At 68.8% G+C, this 14776-nt stretch carries 16 protein-coding genes and 1 riboswitch; of the genes, 5 read left to right on the top strand and 11 right to left on the bottom strand.

Going from position 1 to position 14776, the window contains the following annotated elements:
* Nucleotides 1-365 precede the first annotated feature (365 nt).
* A complete protein-coding gene (locus ALI144C_RS15505; protein WP_076987808.1) occupies nt 366-1397 on the top strand; it encodes an ArsR/SmtB family transcription factor in 1032 nt (343 codons plus the stop codon).
* On the opposite strand, the gene ALI144C_RS15500 is transcribed toward ALI144C_RS15505, so the two are convergent.
* Together ALI144C_RS15500 and ALI144C_RS15495 are read right to left on the bottom strand one after the other, a co-directional pair.
* On the bottom strand, nt 1385-2068 hold the full coding sequence (locus ALI144C_RS15500) for a C39 family peptidase (RefSeq protein ID WP_083753052.1): 684 nt from the start codon (nt 2066-2068) through the stop codon (nt 1385-1387). The two genes, ALI144C_RS15505 and ALI144C_RS15500, sit on opposite strands and share 13 nt — an antisense overlap.
* Nucleotides 2069-2218: 150 nt before the next feature.
* Nucleotides 2219-3136 carry a hypothetical protein gene (locus ALI144C_RS15495; RefSeq protein WP_143230668.1) on the bottom strand — a complete coding sequence of 306 codons (918 nt, stop codon included), beginning with the start codon at nt 3134-3136 and terminating at the stop codon, nt 2219-2221.
* Nucleotides 3137-3381: 245 nt separating this feature from the next.
* Here ALI144C_RS15495 and ALI144C_RS15490 point away from each other — a divergent pair, with 245 nt between their 5' ends.
* On the top strand, nt 3382-4203 hold the full coding sequence (locus tag ALI144C_RS15490; protein WP_083753087.1) for a chitosanase: 822 nt from the start codon (nt 3382-3384) through the stop codon (nt 4201-4203).
* A 48-nt stretch (nt 4204-4251) separates the two neighbouring features.
* On the opposite strand, the gene ALI144C_RS15485 is transcribed toward ALI144C_RS15490, so the two are convergent.
* From ALI144C_RS15485 to ALI144C_RS15465, 5 genes are read right to left on the bottom strand one after another with little or no spacing between them, the layout of a single operon-like run.
* The gene (locus ALI144C_RS15485) at nt 4252-4659 is read right to left on the bottom strand and encodes an NUDIX hydrolase (RefSeq protein ID WP_076987806.1); all 408 of its coding nucleotides are present in this window, start codon (nt 4657-4659) and stop codon (nt 4252-4254) included.
* The gene (locus ALI144C_RS15480; protein ID WP_076987805.1) at nt 4652-5440 is read right to left on the bottom strand and encodes an ABC transporter ATP-binding protein; all 789 of its coding nucleotides are present in this window, start codon (nt 5438-5440) and stop codon (nt 4652-4654) included. Before ALI144C_RS15480 ends, ALI144C_RS15485 begins: the two co-directional genes overlap by 8 nt.
* The gene (locus tag ALI144C_RS15475; protein WP_076987804.1) at nt 5437-6474 is read right to left on the bottom strand and encodes a FecCD family ABC transporter permease; all 1038 of its coding nucleotides are present in this window, start codon (nt 6472-6474) and stop codon (nt 5437-5439) included. The genes ALI144C_RS15480 and ALI144C_RS15475 overlap by 4 nt, the downstream gene beginning before the upstream one ends.
* A complete protein-coding gene (locus ALI144C_RS15470; protein ID WP_076987803.1) occupies nt 6471-7178 on the bottom strand; it encodes a (2Fe-2S)-binding protein in 708 nt (235 codons plus the stop codon). The genes ALI144C_RS15475 and ALI144C_RS15470 overlap by 4 nt, the downstream gene beginning before the upstream one ends.
* Nucleotides 7175-8134, bottom strand: a complete 960-nt coding sequence (locus ALI144C_RS15465; protein ID WP_076987974.1) for an ABC transporter substrate-binding protein — start codon at nt 8132-8134, stop codon at nt 7175-7177. The genes ALI144C_RS15470 and ALI144C_RS15465 overlap by 4 nt, the downstream gene beginning before the upstream one ends.
* 33 nt (nt 8135-8167) lie before the next feature.
* Nucleotides 8168-8308, bottom strand: a riboswitch (cobalamin riboswitch).
* Between the two features lie 46 nt (nt 8309-8354).
* On the opposite strand from ALI144C_RS15465, the gene ALI144C_RS15460 reads away from it, so the two are divergent.
* Nucleotides 8355-8915 carry a TetR family transcriptional regulator gene (locus ALI144C_RS15460; protein ID WP_202818956.1) on the top strand — a complete coding sequence of 187 codons (561 nt, stop codon included), beginning with the start codon at nt 8355-8357 and terminating at the stop codon, nt 8913-8915.
* Nucleotides 8916-9078: 163 nt separating this feature from the next.
* Here ALI144C_RS15460 and ALI144C_RS15455 read toward each other — a convergent pair whose 3' ends face one another.
* Both ALI144C_RS15455 and ALI144C_RS15450 read right to left on the bottom strand, forming a co-directional pair.
* Complete coding sequence (locus tag ALI144C_RS15455) at nt 9079-10290, bottom strand: beta-ketoacyl-[acyl-carrier-protein] synthase family protein (protein ID WP_076987801.1); 1212 nt, start codon at nt 10288-10290, stop codon at nt 9079-9081.
* A gap of 42 nt (nt 10291-10332) precedes the next feature.
* Nucleotides 10333-10812, bottom strand: a complete 480-nt coding sequence (locus tag ALI144C_RS15450) for a nitroreductase family deazaflavin-dependent oxidoreductase (protein ID WP_143230667.1) — start codon at nt 10810-10812, stop codon at nt 10333-10335.
* Between the two features lie 107 nt (nt 10813-10919).
* Between ALI144C_RS15450 and ALI144C_RS15445 the strand changes: the two genes are divergently transcribed.
* Both ALI144C_RS15445 and ALI144C_RS15440 read left to right on the top strand, forming a co-directional pair.
* Nucleotides 10920-11267 carry a nuclear transport factor 2 family protein gene (locus ALI144C_RS15445; protein WP_076987800.1) on the top strand — a complete coding sequence of 116 codons (348 nt, stop codon included), beginning with the start codon at nt 10920-10922 and terminating at the stop codon, nt 11265-11267.
* Nucleotides 11268-11289: 22 nt separating this feature from the next.
* Nucleotides 11290-13920: an ATP-binding protein gene (locus ALI144C_RS15440; RefSeq protein WP_076987799.1), complete on the top strand. Its 2631-nt coding sequence runs from the start codon at nt 11290-11292 to the stop codon at nt 13918-13920.
* 5 nt (nt 13921-13925) lie between these two features.
* Here ALI144C_RS15440 and ALI144C_RS15435 read toward each other — a convergent pair whose 3' ends face one another.
* Nucleotides 13926-14345 carry an ester cyclase gene (locus tag ALI144C_RS15435; RefSeq protein ID WP_083753051.1) on the bottom strand — a complete coding sequence of 140 codons (420 nt, stop codon included), beginning with the start codon at nt 14343-14345 and terminating at the stop codon, nt 13926-13928.
* Nucleotides 14342-14767, bottom strand: a complete 426-nt coding sequence (locus tag ALI144C_RS15430; RefSeq protein ID WP_076987797.1) for a Dabb family protein — start codon at nt 14765-14767, stop codon at nt 14342-14344. The genes ALI144C_RS15435 and ALI144C_RS15430 overlap by 4 nt, the downstream gene beginning before the upstream one ends.
* Nucleotides 14768-14776 lie beyond the last annotated feature (9 nt).

The raw sequence follows: 14776 nt of genomic DNA, 5'->3' as shown, positions 1-14776 counted from the left end.
TGAAGGTCTGCCACACAGTAACCCGTTGATCGATCGGGCACCGAACTCCGGGCCGATCCGAACAGTGAGCAGACCGCGAACGCGAATGTCAAGGGCGGATGACACACACGGCGGGGAAACTCCAGCCCCGACAGCGATGTCGTCCACACAAGACACTCTAGAAGTCCTAAAGTGACTGTCACTTGTAGACTATCGAGCGATGGCTGTTGCGCCTTCCCCGCACGAGTCCCGTCATCGCCGGGCAGCGCTCCGGAGCGACGACTGGCCCGCGCCAAACCGGATGGCCACCACGTAGTTCACCCGGCGAAGCTTCAGAAGGACTTCCAGGGGTGCGACAATTCCGCGGTGGCCAATCGGGGGCGCTGATGCTACGGATACACTTCACGACCGAAGACCTCACCCGGATACGGATCAGGGCACAGCCGCATCCCCTCTGGGAGGTCCTGCTCAGCCTGCACCTGCTGCAGACGAGGCACGGCGCCGCGGTGTACGGGCCGTGGCGGCGCGGCGCACGCGCGGCGTTGGGACCATCCAGCGACATGCTGACCACACTGGCCCCGCCGAAGGGGTACTCACCGGACTTCCTGACCCCGTATGTGGACAGCCCCGACCTCGACGACGGGCTGGAAGCGCTCTTGAGCACCAGCAGCGCGACACTGCGCGCGGACATGAGCAGGCTCGCCGGGCAGACCAGACTGCCGGGCTGGGCGTCGCGGCTGGCATCCGGCGATGTCGACGTCATGCGCAAGCTGGCCGACCGGATCCGGCACTACCACGCCCAGGCGCTGCTGCCGTACGCCCAGGTGCTCAAATCCCACGTCGCCGCGGAATGGTCGCTGCGCGCCGGGTTGACCATGACACACGGCCTCGAACACGTGCTGTCCACGCTGCACCCGTCGATCCGGTGGACCGCGCCGGTCCTCGAAGTCGGCTACCCCGTCGACCAGGACCTGCACCTGCACGGCCGCGGACTGGTGCTCGTCCCGTCGTTCTTCTGCTGGCAGACACCGATGTCGTTGGTCGACACCACGACACAACCGGTGCTCGCGTACCCGATCGACCCGGTCATCGGCTGGGCGACGTCGGGCGGGCCCGGCCGGCCGCCGACCCAGGACACGCTGGTGGCGTTGCTCGGCCGGACCAGGGCGACGGTGCTGCGGACCATCGCGGACCGCCCGAGCCTGAACACCACGCAACTGGCTCGCGCGACCGGCACGACACCGTCCGGCGCCTCGCAGCACGCCGCGGTCCTGCGCGCCGCGGGCCTGGTGATCACCCAGCGACGCAACGGATCGGCCGTGCACACCCTGTCCGGACGAGGGGTGGCACTACTGGACCGTCCGGCTCCCCGGCAGGGCGGAGGAGAGCCGGACGGCGGCGGGAATCAGGCCGAGTAGCCCTTCGGGGGAATCAACGTCGCCAACTGGTTGAACGAGATCCAGTATTGCTGGTAGCCGCCGAAGTTCGCCGGGTCGGCGATCTTGACACTGGAGTTCGAGCTGTCGTACCCGATGACCGTGAAGTAGTGCCACACGGTGTAGTTCGGGTAACCAGGCGGGTGGTTGTTGGCCGGTGCGACGATGTTGGCGACAATCGCCCATCCCCGGTCGATGTCGTACACGACGTCGCGCCACAACAGGTCGCGCTGCGCCTGCGTCGGCGGATCGTTGGGCATTTCCTTGGTCTCGTAGTAGCTCGTGCCCAGCCTGTTGTTGAGCACGCGCGTGACCTGGCCGATCCAGTCCGTGCCGTTGGTGGTGGTCGGCAGCTCGTTGGCGAGCTGCTGCTGACTCGGGAGGTTCCCGGTCTTGGCCGAGAGGGCGATCCGCGTCGCGGCCGGTCCGCACCAGTAACCGGTCTGCTGGATCTGGTACTGGATGGTGAGCACCTTCGCGGCCTGGACGCCGTGGACCTTGGCGGGCGCGGGCATGGCCCGCACCCACGCCGGAGCCGGTGCGACGTCCGTCGCGAGAATGCCGTTGCCGTCAGTGCCCGCCGTGGCCACGACGGGCGCGCAGACCAAGCCCGCCGCGGTCACGACGGCCAGGAGCGATGTCGAGAGTCTCATACGCCGGTTCCTTCACTGGCAGGGAATGAAACGGCGGCGCCAACCTGATACCCAGGCTGACGGTTGGAAATTAACAAGACAAGGCGTTTCAGCGAGGGCTGAATCCAGGTGACGAGAAGCCGAAACCGCCCAAGACGCGTTATGGAACAGTCAGCTGAAGTGGTAGCCGCGCGGTCCCAGGCCGTCCCCCGGCCGCGGGGATTGCCGGAAGTGCGCGTTGACCGCGGGCAGGTAGGACAGCACGAAGCCCACACCGACCGCTGCGACGAAGACGAGGCACAGCACCGCGCCGACCGTCTCCAGCGTCTCCGGACGCCTGTCGTCGAACACGTCGAGGGCCTGGACCACCGCGAGGAGGCTCAATGCGACGCCGAGCACGCACAACGTCACCCGCGCCCATTGCCTGCCGTACTCGAACTGCCGGACTATCGCCACGTACGTCGGCAGCAGGCAGAGCACCATACTGGTCACCAGAGCCGAAGCGATCGCGTTCGTGCCCGTGGCCCAGTCGATCCAACTGCGACCGTGGCTGGGGAGGCTGTCGATGAACGACACCGCGACGATCACGGCCATCGCCGCGACCGCGACCAACCAGGCCAAGCCCGCGATGACCGTGGCTTTGACGCGTGTCGCATACAGGTTGTAAGAGCGGAAGTAGGTGTGCGCGCTCGGGGTGAACGACAGGATCGCCGCGGCGACCACGAAGAGCGTGCGTGTCACCTCGATGAGGACCATGACCGCGTTCGCCTCCGACTCGCCCGCGACCAGCACTGTCACACCGATGACCAGGGTCCACACGTAGTAGACCGCCATCCCCGTCAGCGCGACGCGCGCCACCGGCTTGCCGCGGCCGAAATGCGTGATCGTCACTATCGCGACGACGATCATGAACGCGGCGTTCGCGAACACCCTCGGCATGTCGTCCCAGCGGATCTTGTCGGCCACCGTGGCGAAGGTGACGAACGCGATGAGCGCCGTCAGCAAGGCAGCGAGCCACCAAAGGGCAACAGCGACCTGTACTGGGCCCGGTCGCGTTTGTCGCCCGTCACGCATCATCGCGTCCGTCATGTCGGCACGGTAGGACCATCCGCATGGGAGGGGTCCCAAATCCCGTTCGTCCCGTTCATCCGGCTCATTCCGCTTTCCGGATCGGAGAACTGAACAATTCGGGCGTCGCACGCCGATGTTAGTTAGGAAACTTTCCTAACAGTGTTGACCGGGGTTCCGCACGCGTGTCACGCTCACTGGCACTCGCCGCCACAGAGTTGAACCCACACAGTTGTGAGACTTGAGCGAGGAGAAACCCTGTGAAGATGACCCGTACGCTCGCCGCGGTCTGCACCGCGTGCCTGCTCATGCCGGCCGCGGGCGTGACCGCGCAGGCGAGCATGCCGGACACGCCGCAGCAGTCGGCGGCGGTCGCGGCGGTCGGGCTGGACGACCCCGCGAAGAAGGAGATCGCGATGAAGATCGTGTCCAGTGCGGAGAACTCCTCACTGGACTGGCGCGCGCAGTTCAAGTACATCGAGGACATCGACGACGGCCGCGGCTACACCGGCGGCATCATCGGGTTCTGCTCCGGCACGCACGACATGCTGGAACTCGTACGGGAGTACACCAAGCGCAAACCGGGCAACGTCCTGGCCAAGTACCTGCCCGCGCTGGAACGCGTGGACGGCAGCGACTCGCACGAAGGCCTGGACCCCAACTACACCAAGGACTGGAAGACCGCGGCCAAGGACAAGGTCTTCCAGGACGCCCAGGAGTTCGAGCGTGACCGCGTGTACTTCAACCCGGCGGTGAACCGCGCCAAGCAGGACGGCCTGCGCACCCTCGGCCAGTTCGCCTACTACGACGCCATCGTCATGCACGGCGACGGCGGCGACGCGACCAGTTTCAGCAGCATCCGCAAGCGCGCGCTGGCCAAGGCGAAACCACCAGCACAGGGCGGCGACGAGACCGCGTACCTCAACGCGTTCCTCGACGCCCGCGTGTGGGCGATGAAGCAGGAAGAGGCGCACTCCGACACCAGCAGGGTCGACACCGCACAGCGCGTGTTCCTGAAGAACAAGAACTTCGACCTCAACACCCCGCTGTCGTGGAAGGTCTACGGCGACTCGTTCTCCATCAAGTAAACCCGCGCGGCGAAGCGGGCCGGTTCCCACCCGGGGACCGGCCCGTTCTCACGCGATCAGATCGAGGTCCCGCAGCTCGTCCATGATCCGCAGCGCGGCTGGGGCGGTTTCCGGTTGCCGGGCGTACTGGCCGTGGGTGAACCAGCCGATCTGCGCGATCTCGGCCATCGGGGCCGGGTCGCCGTCCAGTTCGCCGAAATAGCAGGAGATCGCGACCATCGTGCCGTCCGGCTGACCGTAGGCGCGTTCCGCCACCGTTCGGTACCCGCGCAGACCGACCACCGCGCAGCCCAGTTCCTCCATGATTTCCCTGGTGAGCGCGGTCTCGTCGTCCTCACCCGGGTCGATCTTCCCGCCCGGCAGGTAGAAGGCGTGCTTGCCGTGCCCACGGACCAGCAGCATGCGCCGGTCGCGGATGTGCACGAGCCCGACGGTCTCGATCAGGTTCTCATCCATGGCGGACGCTCTTGGTCGGGTCGATGGTGATGTGCGGCCGCCCGGTGGCCGGGTGCGGCGCGACAGCGGCAGTCACTCCGTACACCTCCGCCAGTGTAGCGGGGTCGAGGACGTGCTCTGGCGTGCCGGATCGGGTTTGCCTGCCGTGGTGCAGCACGTGGATCTCGTCGCAGTAGTGTGCGGCCAGGTTCAGGTCGTGCAGTGCGATCACGGCCGTGATGCCCAATTCGCGCGGCAACGCCAGCACGTCGAACTGGTGTCTGAGGTCCAGGTGGTTGGTCGGCTCGTCCATCACGAGCACCCGGGGTTGTTGCGCGATCGCCCGAGCGATCAGGACACGCTGGCGTTCCCCGCCGGACAGGAACGCGAACCGCCTGTCCGCCAGGCCCGCGGCGCCGACGGCGGCGAGCGCGTCGGCCACGATTGTCCGGTCGCGAGTGTCGTCGCCCTCGAACGGCCTTTTGTAGCAGGCACGTCCCATCATCACGACGTCGTCGACGGTGAGGTCGAAGTCACCCGTGGTGTCCTGGAGGACAGCGGCGAGGACACTCGCGCGGTCGCGTGGTCTGGTCTTGGCGACGTCACGCCCGTCGATGCGCACCGAACCCGTTGCCGGGGTGAGGATGCCGATCACCGCACGCAGCAAAGTGGACTTCCCCGACCCGTTGGGGCCGACGACACCGACCACAGTGCCGGGCTGCACCGCGAACGACACGTCGTGCACGACCCGCTTGCCGCTCAGGTCGACGCTGACGTGTTCGACTTCGACACGTGCTGTCATGCCGCCGCTCCCCTGCGCGCCTGCCGTCGGACCAGCCACAGGAAGAACGGGCCACCGCACAGCGCCGTGAACACGCCGACCGGGATTTCCTGCGGCGAGGCAACAGTCCGCGCCACGATGTCGGCGAGGACGAGGAACGACGCCCCGGCCAGCGCCGCCGCGGGCAGCGCGCGCCGGTGATCGCTGCCGACGACCAACCGCACCGCGTGCGGCAGGATCAGCCCCACGAAGCCGATCGGCCCGCTGACCGCGACGAGCAGTCCGGTCAGCACAGAGGTGAGCACGAACATCCACGCCCGGAACCGGCTCACGTCCAAGCCCATCGCGACGGCCGCGTCCTCCCCCGCGTAGAGCAGGTTCAAGGCGCGGGCACGAGCCATCAGCAGCACAAGCCCGACGCACACCGCCGTCAACGGCAGCCACATCGACGCCCAGGTGGACCCGCCGAGCCCACCGAGCAACCACGTCAGCACCTGACGCGCGTGCTGGGCACTGTCCGCGAGCAACAACATCAGGCTGGTCAACGCGGACAGCACGTAGGCGACGGCGACTCCGGCAAGGACAAGGCCGATGGTCGTGATGCGCCCACCGGCCCGTGCCACGAAGTACACCACCAGCAAGGCGACCAAGGCCCCCAGGAAGGCGGCGATCGACGTCGTCGCCACCCCGAACACCATGGCACCGGACAGAATCGCCATCACCGCACCGACCGACGCACCCGAGGAGACACCCAGCAGGTACGGGTCCGCGAGTGGATTGCGCACCAGCGCCTGGAGAACCATCCCGACTGTCGCCAGCCCGGCGCCGACCACCGCGCCGACGACGACCCTCGGTCCACGGGTCGTGGCGATCAGGGCGTCGACGTACTCCGGCCCGGTCGAAGCCACGAGATCCGGCACGATCCGGTGCAGCACAGCGGTGACGACGTCCAGCGGTGCCACGGCGACCGACCCGATCGCGATCCCGGCGACCATCGACACACCGAGGAACGCCGCCAGGACGACCAGGACCACGGGATACCTCGCACGGGTCACCCGGACCTCCTGAGCCGGGTGACCGTGGCGCCGGTCAGCGGGCAGTCCTCGCACGGCCGTGGATCGTTCGTGCGGTAGTACAGACAGCAGCTCCTGCGGGTGATCTTCCCGCCGACGGTCCCGTCCAGCCGGTGCCGCAACGGGTCCACCTCGAGCGCGGTGGAGACCAGCGCGCGGGCACGAGCCAGCGGGCCGGGTTCCTCGATACCGTGCAGGACCACTGTCGCCGTCGAGGCGACGTTGCCCCACAGCAGTCCGTCGGCGATCCGCGTGTGGGATCGAATCGTCCGGTGCAGTACTTCCAGGCGCCCCGCGACCAGGTGCACTATCCGGCTCGCCGGTACGTCAGTCGCGCGCCACGCTCGATGTCGCGCCGCGGCGAGCTGCCACGCGCCACGGTCCGCGCCGACGGTGAATCCGGCCGGGTCCACCACGATGCGGTGGTGGCTCCACGTACCCACCAGCACGGCCAGCAGCCGCGCGGACAACTCGTACTGGAGCATGGACGCGGCGACCCGTACTTCGTCCGTGCCGTACGACGCTCCGACGGCCGCCAGGCGAGCACCGATGGCCGCGTGGTCGGCGCATTCCGCGCCGAGGAGTCCGCCGCCCGTTTGGTGCTCCGGCTGGATCGTGAACATGCCGCCGAGGGTCGTCACATGCGCGAGTGCCCGCGTGACCTCGTTGTCGGTGACGGGGTTCATGGGGTCCGGTCTGGGTGCACCTGGGCTGCCAGGGTTTCGACCGCGTACGGCGCCCGCACACCCAGCACGGTGTCCTGCAGGGTCAGCCGGGCGAACCGGCGGTTCCTGATCGCCGGGACGTTCGCCAGTTCCGGCTTGCTCAGCAACAGCTCGATCTTCTTGTCCGGCGCGGGTGTGCCGAAGTAGTCGTAGACCACGATCAAGTCCGGCGACCGTTGCAGCACCTGCTCCCACGACACGTCCGCCCAGTCCTTCTGGACGTCGGCGAACACGTTGCGACCACCGGCCAGCTTGATGATCTCGGTGCCGATTCCCGTTCCCGCCGCGGTGTACGCCGTCGCCTCGCCGCTGTCGTAGACGAAGACCTTCAGCGGTTCGGCGCCGGTCAGGCGTTGTGTCGTCCTGGTGATGCTCGCCTTCATGTCCGCGATCAGCGCGTCCGCGCGGTCCGGGACCTGGAAGATGCCGCCGACCGTGCGGAGTTCCTCGTAGACGTCGTCCATGGTGACCGCGCGGTCGAGACACGCCTCACGGCTGAGGTACGTCTTGATGCCCGCGCCCGCGAACGTGTCCCGTGAGCGGCCGGACTTGTCCTCGAAAGCGCTGTCGTAGCCGCCGTAGACCAGGTCCGGCGATTTGGCGAGGACCTGTTCGAACGAGGCGTCCTTGTCCGAGATCCGCGGGACTGACCGGTAGTCGGCCGCGTACCGGGGCAGCGGGTCGTTGTCCGGGTACGCCATGCCGATGAGCTTGTCCCGCAGTCCCAGCGCGATCATGATCTCGGTGGGGTGCTGGTAGTACCCGACAACCCGCTGGGGCACGCGGTCGAACGCGATCTGCTTGCCGCAGTTGTCGACCGTCACCGCCGACTGAGCTGTCTGCGGTGCCGCTGCGGGCTGGCTCGCGCACCCCGCCGACACCAGGCAAACAGCAAGGGCCAACGCCCGTAAACGCATGGTCACCACTCCGTCCGGGATGTCCTCGTCCCAGCTGGGCCATCCGTTCAGGGCAGTTCCTGACTCCCAGACCGTGGCCTGGTCACAGTGGCGGGACCGTGCCGGAGTCACACCGGCTTCCTGGTTGCCTGGACGGAACCGGTCCGTGCGGCCCGGCGAACTCACCCTACCCGAGGCGTGCCGGGTCTGTGGACGGCCGAACGGTCCTAGAATGTTCGGGGTGACCGCACTGTCCACACGCGAGAAGCTGCTCGCCGCCGCGCGGGACGAGTTCGCCGCGTACGGCATCGCGGGCGCACGCGTGGAACGCATCGCCAAGCAGGCGGGTGTCAACAAGGAACGGCTCTACGGCAACTTCGGCAGCAAGGAGAAGCTGTTCGAGGCGGTGGTGAGCCAGGCGCTCGCCGAGCACACCGAGGCCGTCGGCCAGCCGTCCGGCGATCTGCTCGAGTACGTCGGCAGGCTCTTCGACTTCCACCGCGACAACCCGCAAGTGCTGCGGCTGATGCTGTGGGAAGCGCTGCACTACGGTGACGGCGAGTTGCCCGACGAGCAGACCAGGGCGGGGCACTACGCGGACAAGGTCGAGACGCTCGCGTCGACGCTCGGCACCGAGCCGGGCACCCGCGCCGCGGTGACGATGTTGTTCCTGATCGGTCTCGCCGCGTGGCCGTCAGCTGTGCCGCAGCTCACCAGGACCGTACTGCCCGAGTCGGCCGACATGACGCAGGTTCGGGCGCAGGTGATCGACCTGGCCCGCCGGATGCTCCGCCCCGAATAGCGGTCGGCGGACGCAACCAATGCCACATTGGTTCCACCCCGCGCAACCAATGCCACATTGGTTCCACCCCGCGCAACCAATGCCACATTGGTTCCACCCAGTGCAACCAATGCCACATTGGTTCCACCCAGTGCAACGAAGGCCACATTGGTTGCACGGGGTGTCAGGGTGGGCCCAGCACCAGTGAGACGTTGTGGCCGCCGAACCCGAACGAGTTCGCCAGCGCGGTCGTCCACCGCCCGTGCCGCGCGGTTGCGGTCACCACGTCGAGGTCGATCTCCGGGTCGAGCGTGTCCAGGTTGCGGGTCGGCGGGACTTTCCCGTCTCGCAACGCCAGGATCGCGGCGATGGCACCCAGCGCACCGGAAGCGCCGAGCAGGTGCCCGGTCATGGATTTCGTCGCGGTGACAACGGGATGAACGCCGACAGCCTTCGCGATCGCCTGCGCCTCGGCGAGATCTCCTTGCGGTGTGGACGTCGCGTGCGCGTGGACGTGCCCCACGTCGCCGGGGTCGACGCCGGAATCCCGCAGTGCCTTGGTGATCGCCCGGATCTGGCCGTGTGTGTCCGACGCGGTGATGTGCACTGCGCTGGAACTGATTCCAGCGCCCAGCACCACGCCGTGCGCCTTGGCTCCGCGCGCCTTGGCGTGGCCCGCGCGTTCGAGCACCACGATCGCGGCACCTTCACCGAGGACGAACCCGTTGCGTGCCACGTCGAACGGGCGGCAGGCGCGGTCTGATTCGCCGTCGTCGGCCGACAGGGCACGCATCTGCGCGAAACTGGTCAGCGGCAACGGATGCAGGCACGCCTCGGTGCCACCCGCGACCACGACGTCGGCGCGACCGGCCCGGATCAGGTCGAGGCCGACCGCGATCGCCTCGGCACCGGAGGCGCACGCGCTGACCGGCGTGTGCGCCCCGCCCTGGGCGTTGAGGTCCATGCTCACCCAGGCCGCGGGCCCGTTGGGCATCAGCATCGGCACGGTGTTGGGCGAGACCTTGCGCGGCCCGAGGGTTTCCAGGACGTGGTTCTGGCCGAGCGTGGACAGCACGCCGCCGACGCCGGTGCCGATGACCACGGCGAGCCGGTCCGGATCGACCTCGGGACTGGCCGCGTCCACCCACGCCTGGCGCGCGGTCACGATCGCGAGTTGCTCGCCACGGTCGAGACGGCGCGCGAAGGCACGGGGCAACGCGTCCGCCGGGTCGTCGGTCAAGCGCGCCGCCATCCGTACAGGCAGGTCACGAGCCCATGGCTCGGTCAACGACTGGATGCCGTTGGCCCCGGCCAGCATGGCGGCCCAGGTGGTGCCGACGTCGCCGCCGAGCGGTGTCATGGCGCCGAGGCCCGTCGCCCACACGTCTGTCCGCATGGCCGCACGGTATCCAACCAACTAGTTGGTTGGCAACTCGGCTCAGTCCTCCACGACGGGTTCCAGCAGGAAAACCCGGATCTCCCGACGCTCGGCGCGCTCGGCGTATTTGGTGTAGGCGGGCCAGTAGGCGGCCACGGCGTCCCACGTCTGCTGCCGCTCGGCGCCGGTCAACAGCCTGCCGCGTACCGTGATCTGCTTGCCACGCACGGTCGCCAGCGCGCGCGGCTCGGCCAGCAGGTTCGACGACCAGCCCGGGTGCCGTTCGCCGCCCCAGTTCGAGCCGATGACGACGTAGCCGCCGTCGCGTTCGATGTAGAGCAGCGGCACCTGGCGCGTCTGGCCGCTGGTCCGGCCGACCGTGGTGAGCAGCAGGGTCCGCAGGCCGAACACCGACCCGAGGCCGAACTTGCTGCCTGTGACGCGCATCATCCAGCGGTCGAGCGGGGCGAACAGCCGCCCGACCGACGCGTACGCTTTTGTCGATCCGACCTTGGCGAACACTCGCCGCAACTCGGGCATGGCAACTCCACTGTGGACAATCGGGGCCGGTGAGGGGTCACACGGTAGTCGGCTCGGTGACCTCGGACGTAATCGACCAGGGGCACCGGACTGGACATGCTTGTGCCATGAGCGAACACGAGACCATCGCACAGCGGTACATCGACAGCTGGAACGAGACCGACCCGGCCAAGCGCAGGCTGATCGTCGAAGAGGTGTTCACACCGGACGCCACCTACACCGACCCGTTGGCGTCGGTCACCGGGCACGAGGCCATCGACCAGATGCTCGCGGCCGTGCAGAACCAGTTCGCCGGCATGGCTTTCCGGCTCGGCCCGGTCGACGGCCACCACGACGTCGCCCGGTTCACCTGGGAACTCGGCGACGACGCGGTGGTGGTCGGCTTCGACGTGATCGTGCTGGCGGACGGCCGGATCAAGCACGTGCACGGCTTCCTGGACAAGGTGCCCGGCTAGGCCGCTGGGTACTGTTCATGCCATGCTGATCGGCCGCAACGACGAGATCCGACGCCTTGACGACCTGATCGGGGCCGCGCGCCAGGCCTCCGGCGGGGCGCTGGTGGTGCGTGGGGAGCCCGGTATCGGCAAGAGCGCGTTGCTCGAGCGGGTCCGCCAGTCGGCGGCGGATTTCACGGTGATCGAGGCGTCCGGCTCGCAGTTCGAGTCGGAGCTGCCGTTCGCCGTGCTGCACCAGGTGCTCGGGCACCAGGACGACCTGCCCGAGCCGCTGCGGATCGCGTTCGGCTTGGCCACCGGCACACCGGAGATGTTCGCGATCGGCCTGGCGGCCCTGGACGTGCTCGGCCGGGTGGCGCAGCAGCAGCCGGTGCTGTGCCTCATCGACGACGCGCAATGGCTCGACGACGCGTCCGCGAAAGTGCTCACGTTCCTGGCGCGGCGGATCGGCTCCGAGCCGATCGCCATGGTGTTCGCCGCCCGAGACGGGCAGGACGAGCCGACGTCGCTGGATGGCCTGCCCGGTGTGACGCTCGGTCGTCTGACGGACACGGACGCCCGGGCGCTGCTGCACGCGAGCACGCTGGACGAGCAGGTGCGGGACCGGATCGTCGCCGAGGCACGGGGCAACCCGCTGGCGTTGCTCGAACTGCCCAAAGCCGGTGGGTTCGCCATGCCGGACGCCTCGTCGACGGCCAGCCGGATCGAGCGCAGCTTCCAGGCCAGGCTGGCCGGGCTGCCCGGCGACGTGCGCCTGCTGCTGACCCTCGCCAGCGCGGACCCGACCGGTGACCCCGGTCTGGTGTGGGCCGCCGCCCGGCAGCTCGGGATCGCCCCGGCCGCGGGCGGCGCCGCCGAGGCGTCCGAGCTGGTCGAGTTCGGCACACGCGTGCGGTTCTGCCATCCGCTCGCGCGGTCGGCGGTGTACCGGGCGGCCGACGCGGGTCAACGGCACACCGCGCACGGCGCGTTGGCGGATGCGACGGACCCGCAGACCGACCCGGACCGCCGGGCGTGGCACCGGGCGCAGTCCGGCACGGGACCGGACGAGACCGTGGCGAGCGAACTGGAGCGCTCCGCGGACCGGGCGAGGTCACGCGGCGGGGTGGCGGCCGCCGCCGCGTTCCTGGAACGGGCGGCGGCGTTGTCCGCCGACAGCGACAAACGCCTTGACCGGACGTTCGCGGCGGTGGAGGCCAAACTGGACGCGGGCGGGGCCGAGACCGCGGCGGACCTCCTGTCCACAGTAGAACTCAGCCCGCTTGACACGCGTGGCCAGGCGAAGGCGGACCTGCTGCGCGGCAAGATCGCGTTCACCCGGCACACCGACGACAGCGGGCCGGAGTTCATGATGCGCGCGGCGAAACGGCTCGCCGACGTGGATCCGGCGTGGGCGCGGGAGTGCTTCCTCGACGCGGTGGAGATGGCCATGCTCGTCGGCCGTTCCAGCGGGATCCTGGACACGGTCCTCGAGACGGCACGCGACACGGTCCGGTCCGAGCCGGGCACCGTCGACCTCCTCGACGCCTTGATGGCACTCGCGAGTGAGGGGCACAAGACCGCGGTTCCGTTGCTGCGACAGGTTTTCGCGGACGAAAGAGCGGTGTGGACGCGCAGACCGGCGCTGGCGACCATGGTCGCGGGCGAACTGTGGGACTACGACATGCACGCCGCCGTCGTCGACTGGCTGGTGAAGACCGGCCGGACCTCGGGCTCGCCGATGGTGCTGCGCCTCGGCCTCGCCCAGACCGCGGTCTCGGCGACGCTGCGCGGCGAGCTGTCCCGGGCGATCGACGCGATCGCCGAGGAGGAAGCCATCGCCGACGCGATGGGCGAGCCGCCGATGGTGTACGCCCGGATCCACCTCGTGGCGATGCGCGGCAGGCGCCAGGAGGCCGCCGAGCTGTTCGGGGCCACGTCGGCGGTGGCGACAGCGCTGGGAATCGGCCAGCTGGCGGCCAACGTGGACTGGGCGACTGCCGTGGTGCACAACGGCCTCGCCGAATACCCGACGGCGATGGCGGCGGCGCGCAAGGCCACCGCGGCCGGTGACCTGTACGTCGCCGGGATCAGCCAGCCCGAGCTGATCGAAGCGGCCGTGCGGTGCGGGGAGAACGACATCGCAGCGGCCGAACTGGAGTCGCTGACCGAGCGGACACAGGCCAGCGGTTCACCGCGGGGCCTGGGTGTCGCGGCGTACGCCCGTGCCCTCGTGACCGGCGACGAGGACGACTACCGCGCCGCGATCGACTACCTCGACACCGGCACCGCGGCCCCGGCCTTTGCCAGGGCCCATCTGCTGTACGGGGAATGGCTGCGCAGGCAGAACCGGCGGACCGACGCCCGCGAACACCTGCGCACCGCACACGAGCAGTTGTCCACCATCGGCATGGAGGCGTTCGCCACCCGCGCCGCCGACGAACTGCGCGCCACGGGTGAGCAGGCGCGCAGCCGCACCTCGCCCACCTACGACCAGCTCACGATGCAGGAGCAGCACATCGCCCGGCTCGTGGCCACCGGGGCGACCTCCAAGGAGGTCGCCGCCCGGCTGTTCCTGAGCCCCCGCACGATCGACGCCCACCTGCGCAACATCTTCCGCAAGCTCGGCATCAGCTCCCGCAGGCAGCTCAGGGACCTGCCGGACATCAGCTGAGCGCCTCAGTCGAGCGGGGCCAGCTCCCGGACTCCCAGTTGCTGGGAGAACCAGACGCTGTCCGCGCTGAGCCAGTACTCCACGATCAGGCCGTCGGCCACGCGCAGCAGGTCGGTGCCGTGGAACCCGACGGACCGTCCGTCGTGGGTTCCCGTGGCGTACCAGCGCAGGGCGATGTGCGGCTCGTCGACCAGCGGCCCGACCTCGACCGTGAACGTCAGGTCCTCGAGCAGGGTGTGGCTCGCGCTGATCCAGCCGCTCAGGCTCAACCGGCCGTGGGAGTCCGCGACCGGTCCGCCCGCCAGCGGCGCGGTGTGCGACACGAAGTCCTCGTGCACCGCGATGTCGATCAGTGAGAGGTCACCGTTCCAGATGTCGACCCACATCCGGGTGAGCTCGTGGTGATCGCTCACGGTCATGGTCATTCCGCCTTCTCGTCAAGCGGAGTCGGCGCGGCGGCGCCGCTGTACTCGCCGAGACCGGCGACCAGGTCCCGGATGTCGGACATGGTGTCGTAGCGCTTCTTGTGCAGTGCGGCGATCTTCTCGCCGATCTCGGGGTCTGGGTCGTCGGTGATGTCGAAGGACACGAACTTGTCCACCAGCGGCAGCCCGACCCGGTCGGTGTTGAGGTGTGCCGGGTGGACGAGGTACTCCCAGTACCCCTCCAGGTCCTCGATCACGAAGGTGGCGCCCCACTCGTACTCGCCGCCGTAGTCGCGGCCGACGACGAAGGACTTCACCGACGGGATCGAGCGGCCCTGGTTGCGCAGGCTCTCCAGTGCCTCCTCCAGCTGCTCCGGCGTGGCTTCCGGCCTGATGGTGAAACGGTTTCCGTGGAAGATCATGCCTGAAGA

The organism is Actinosynnema sp. ALI-1.44, assembly GCF_001984155.1.
In the GTDB taxonomy this organism is placed as follows: domain Bacteria; phylum Actinomycetota; class Actinomycetes; order Mycobacteriales; family Pseudonocardiaceae; genus Kibdelosporangium.
The sequence above is the reverse complement of the archived record's forward strand: the minus strand, read 5'-3'. Positions and strand labels throughout refer to the sequence as shown.

What these genes read in the sequence shown, in the direction of transcription:
- ALI144C_RS15505 (WP_076987808.1), top strand. Translation starts at nt 366, where the DNA reads ATGCTACGGATACACTTCACGACCGAAGACCTCACCCGGATACGGATC.
- ALI144C_RS15470 (WP_076987803.1), bottom strand. Translation starts at nt 7,178, where the DNA reads ATGAACCCCGTCACCGACAACGAGGTCACGCGGGCACTCGCGCATGTG.
- ALI144C_RS15440 (WP_076987799.1), top strand. Translation starts at nt 11,290, where the DNA reads ATGCTGATCGGCCGCAACGACGAGATCCGACGCCTTGACGACCTGATC.
- ALI144C_RS15445 (WP_076987800.1), top strand. Translation starts at nt 10,920, where the DNA reads ATGAGCGAACACGAGACCATCGCACAGCGGTACATCGACAGCTGGAAC.
- ALI144C_RS15480 (WP_076987805.1), bottom strand. Translation starts at nt 5,440, where the DNA reads ATGACAGCACGTGTCGAAGTCGAACACGTCAGCGTCGACCTGAGCGGC.
- ALI144C_RS15455 (WP_076987801.1), bottom strand. Translation starts at nt 10,290, where the DNA reads ATGCGGACAGACGTGTGGGCGACGGGCCTCGGCGCCATGACACCGCTC.
- ALI144C_RS15500 (WP_083753052.1), bottom strand. Translation starts at nt 2,068, where the DNA reads ATGAGACTCTCGACATCGCTCCTGGCCGTCGTGACCGCGGCGGGCTTG.
- ALI144C_RS15430 (WP_076987797.1), bottom strand. Translation starts at nt 14,767, where the DNA reads ATGATCTTCCACGGAAACCGTTTCACCATCAGGCCGGAAGCCACGCCG.
- ALI144C_RS15450 (WP_143230667.1), bottom strand. Translation starts at nt 10,812, where the DNA reads ATGCCCGAGTTGCGGCGAGTGTTCGCCAAGGTCGGATCGACAAAAGCG.
- ALI144C_RS15485 (WP_076987806.1), bottom strand. Translation starts at nt 4,659, where the DNA reads ATGGATGAGAACCTGATCGAGACCGTCGGGCTCGTGCACATCCGCGAC.
- ALI144C_RS15490 (WP_083753087.1), top strand. Translation starts at nt 3,382, where the DNA reads ATGACCCGTACGCTCGCCGCGGTCTGCACCGCGTGCCTGCTCATGCCG.
- ALI144C_RS15465 (WP_076987974.1), bottom strand. Translation starts at nt 8,134, where the DNA reads ATGCGTTTACGGGCGTTGGCCCTTGCTGTTTGCCTGGTGTCGGCGGGG.
- ALI144C_RS15495 (WP_143230668.1), bottom strand. Translation starts at nt 3,136, where the DNA reads ATGACGGACGCGATGATGCGTGACGGGCGACAAACGCGACCGGGCCCA.
- ALI144C_RS15435 (WP_083753051.1), bottom strand. Translation starts at nt 14,345, where the DNA reads ATGACCATGACCGTGAGCGATCACCACGAGCTCACCCGGATGTGGGTC.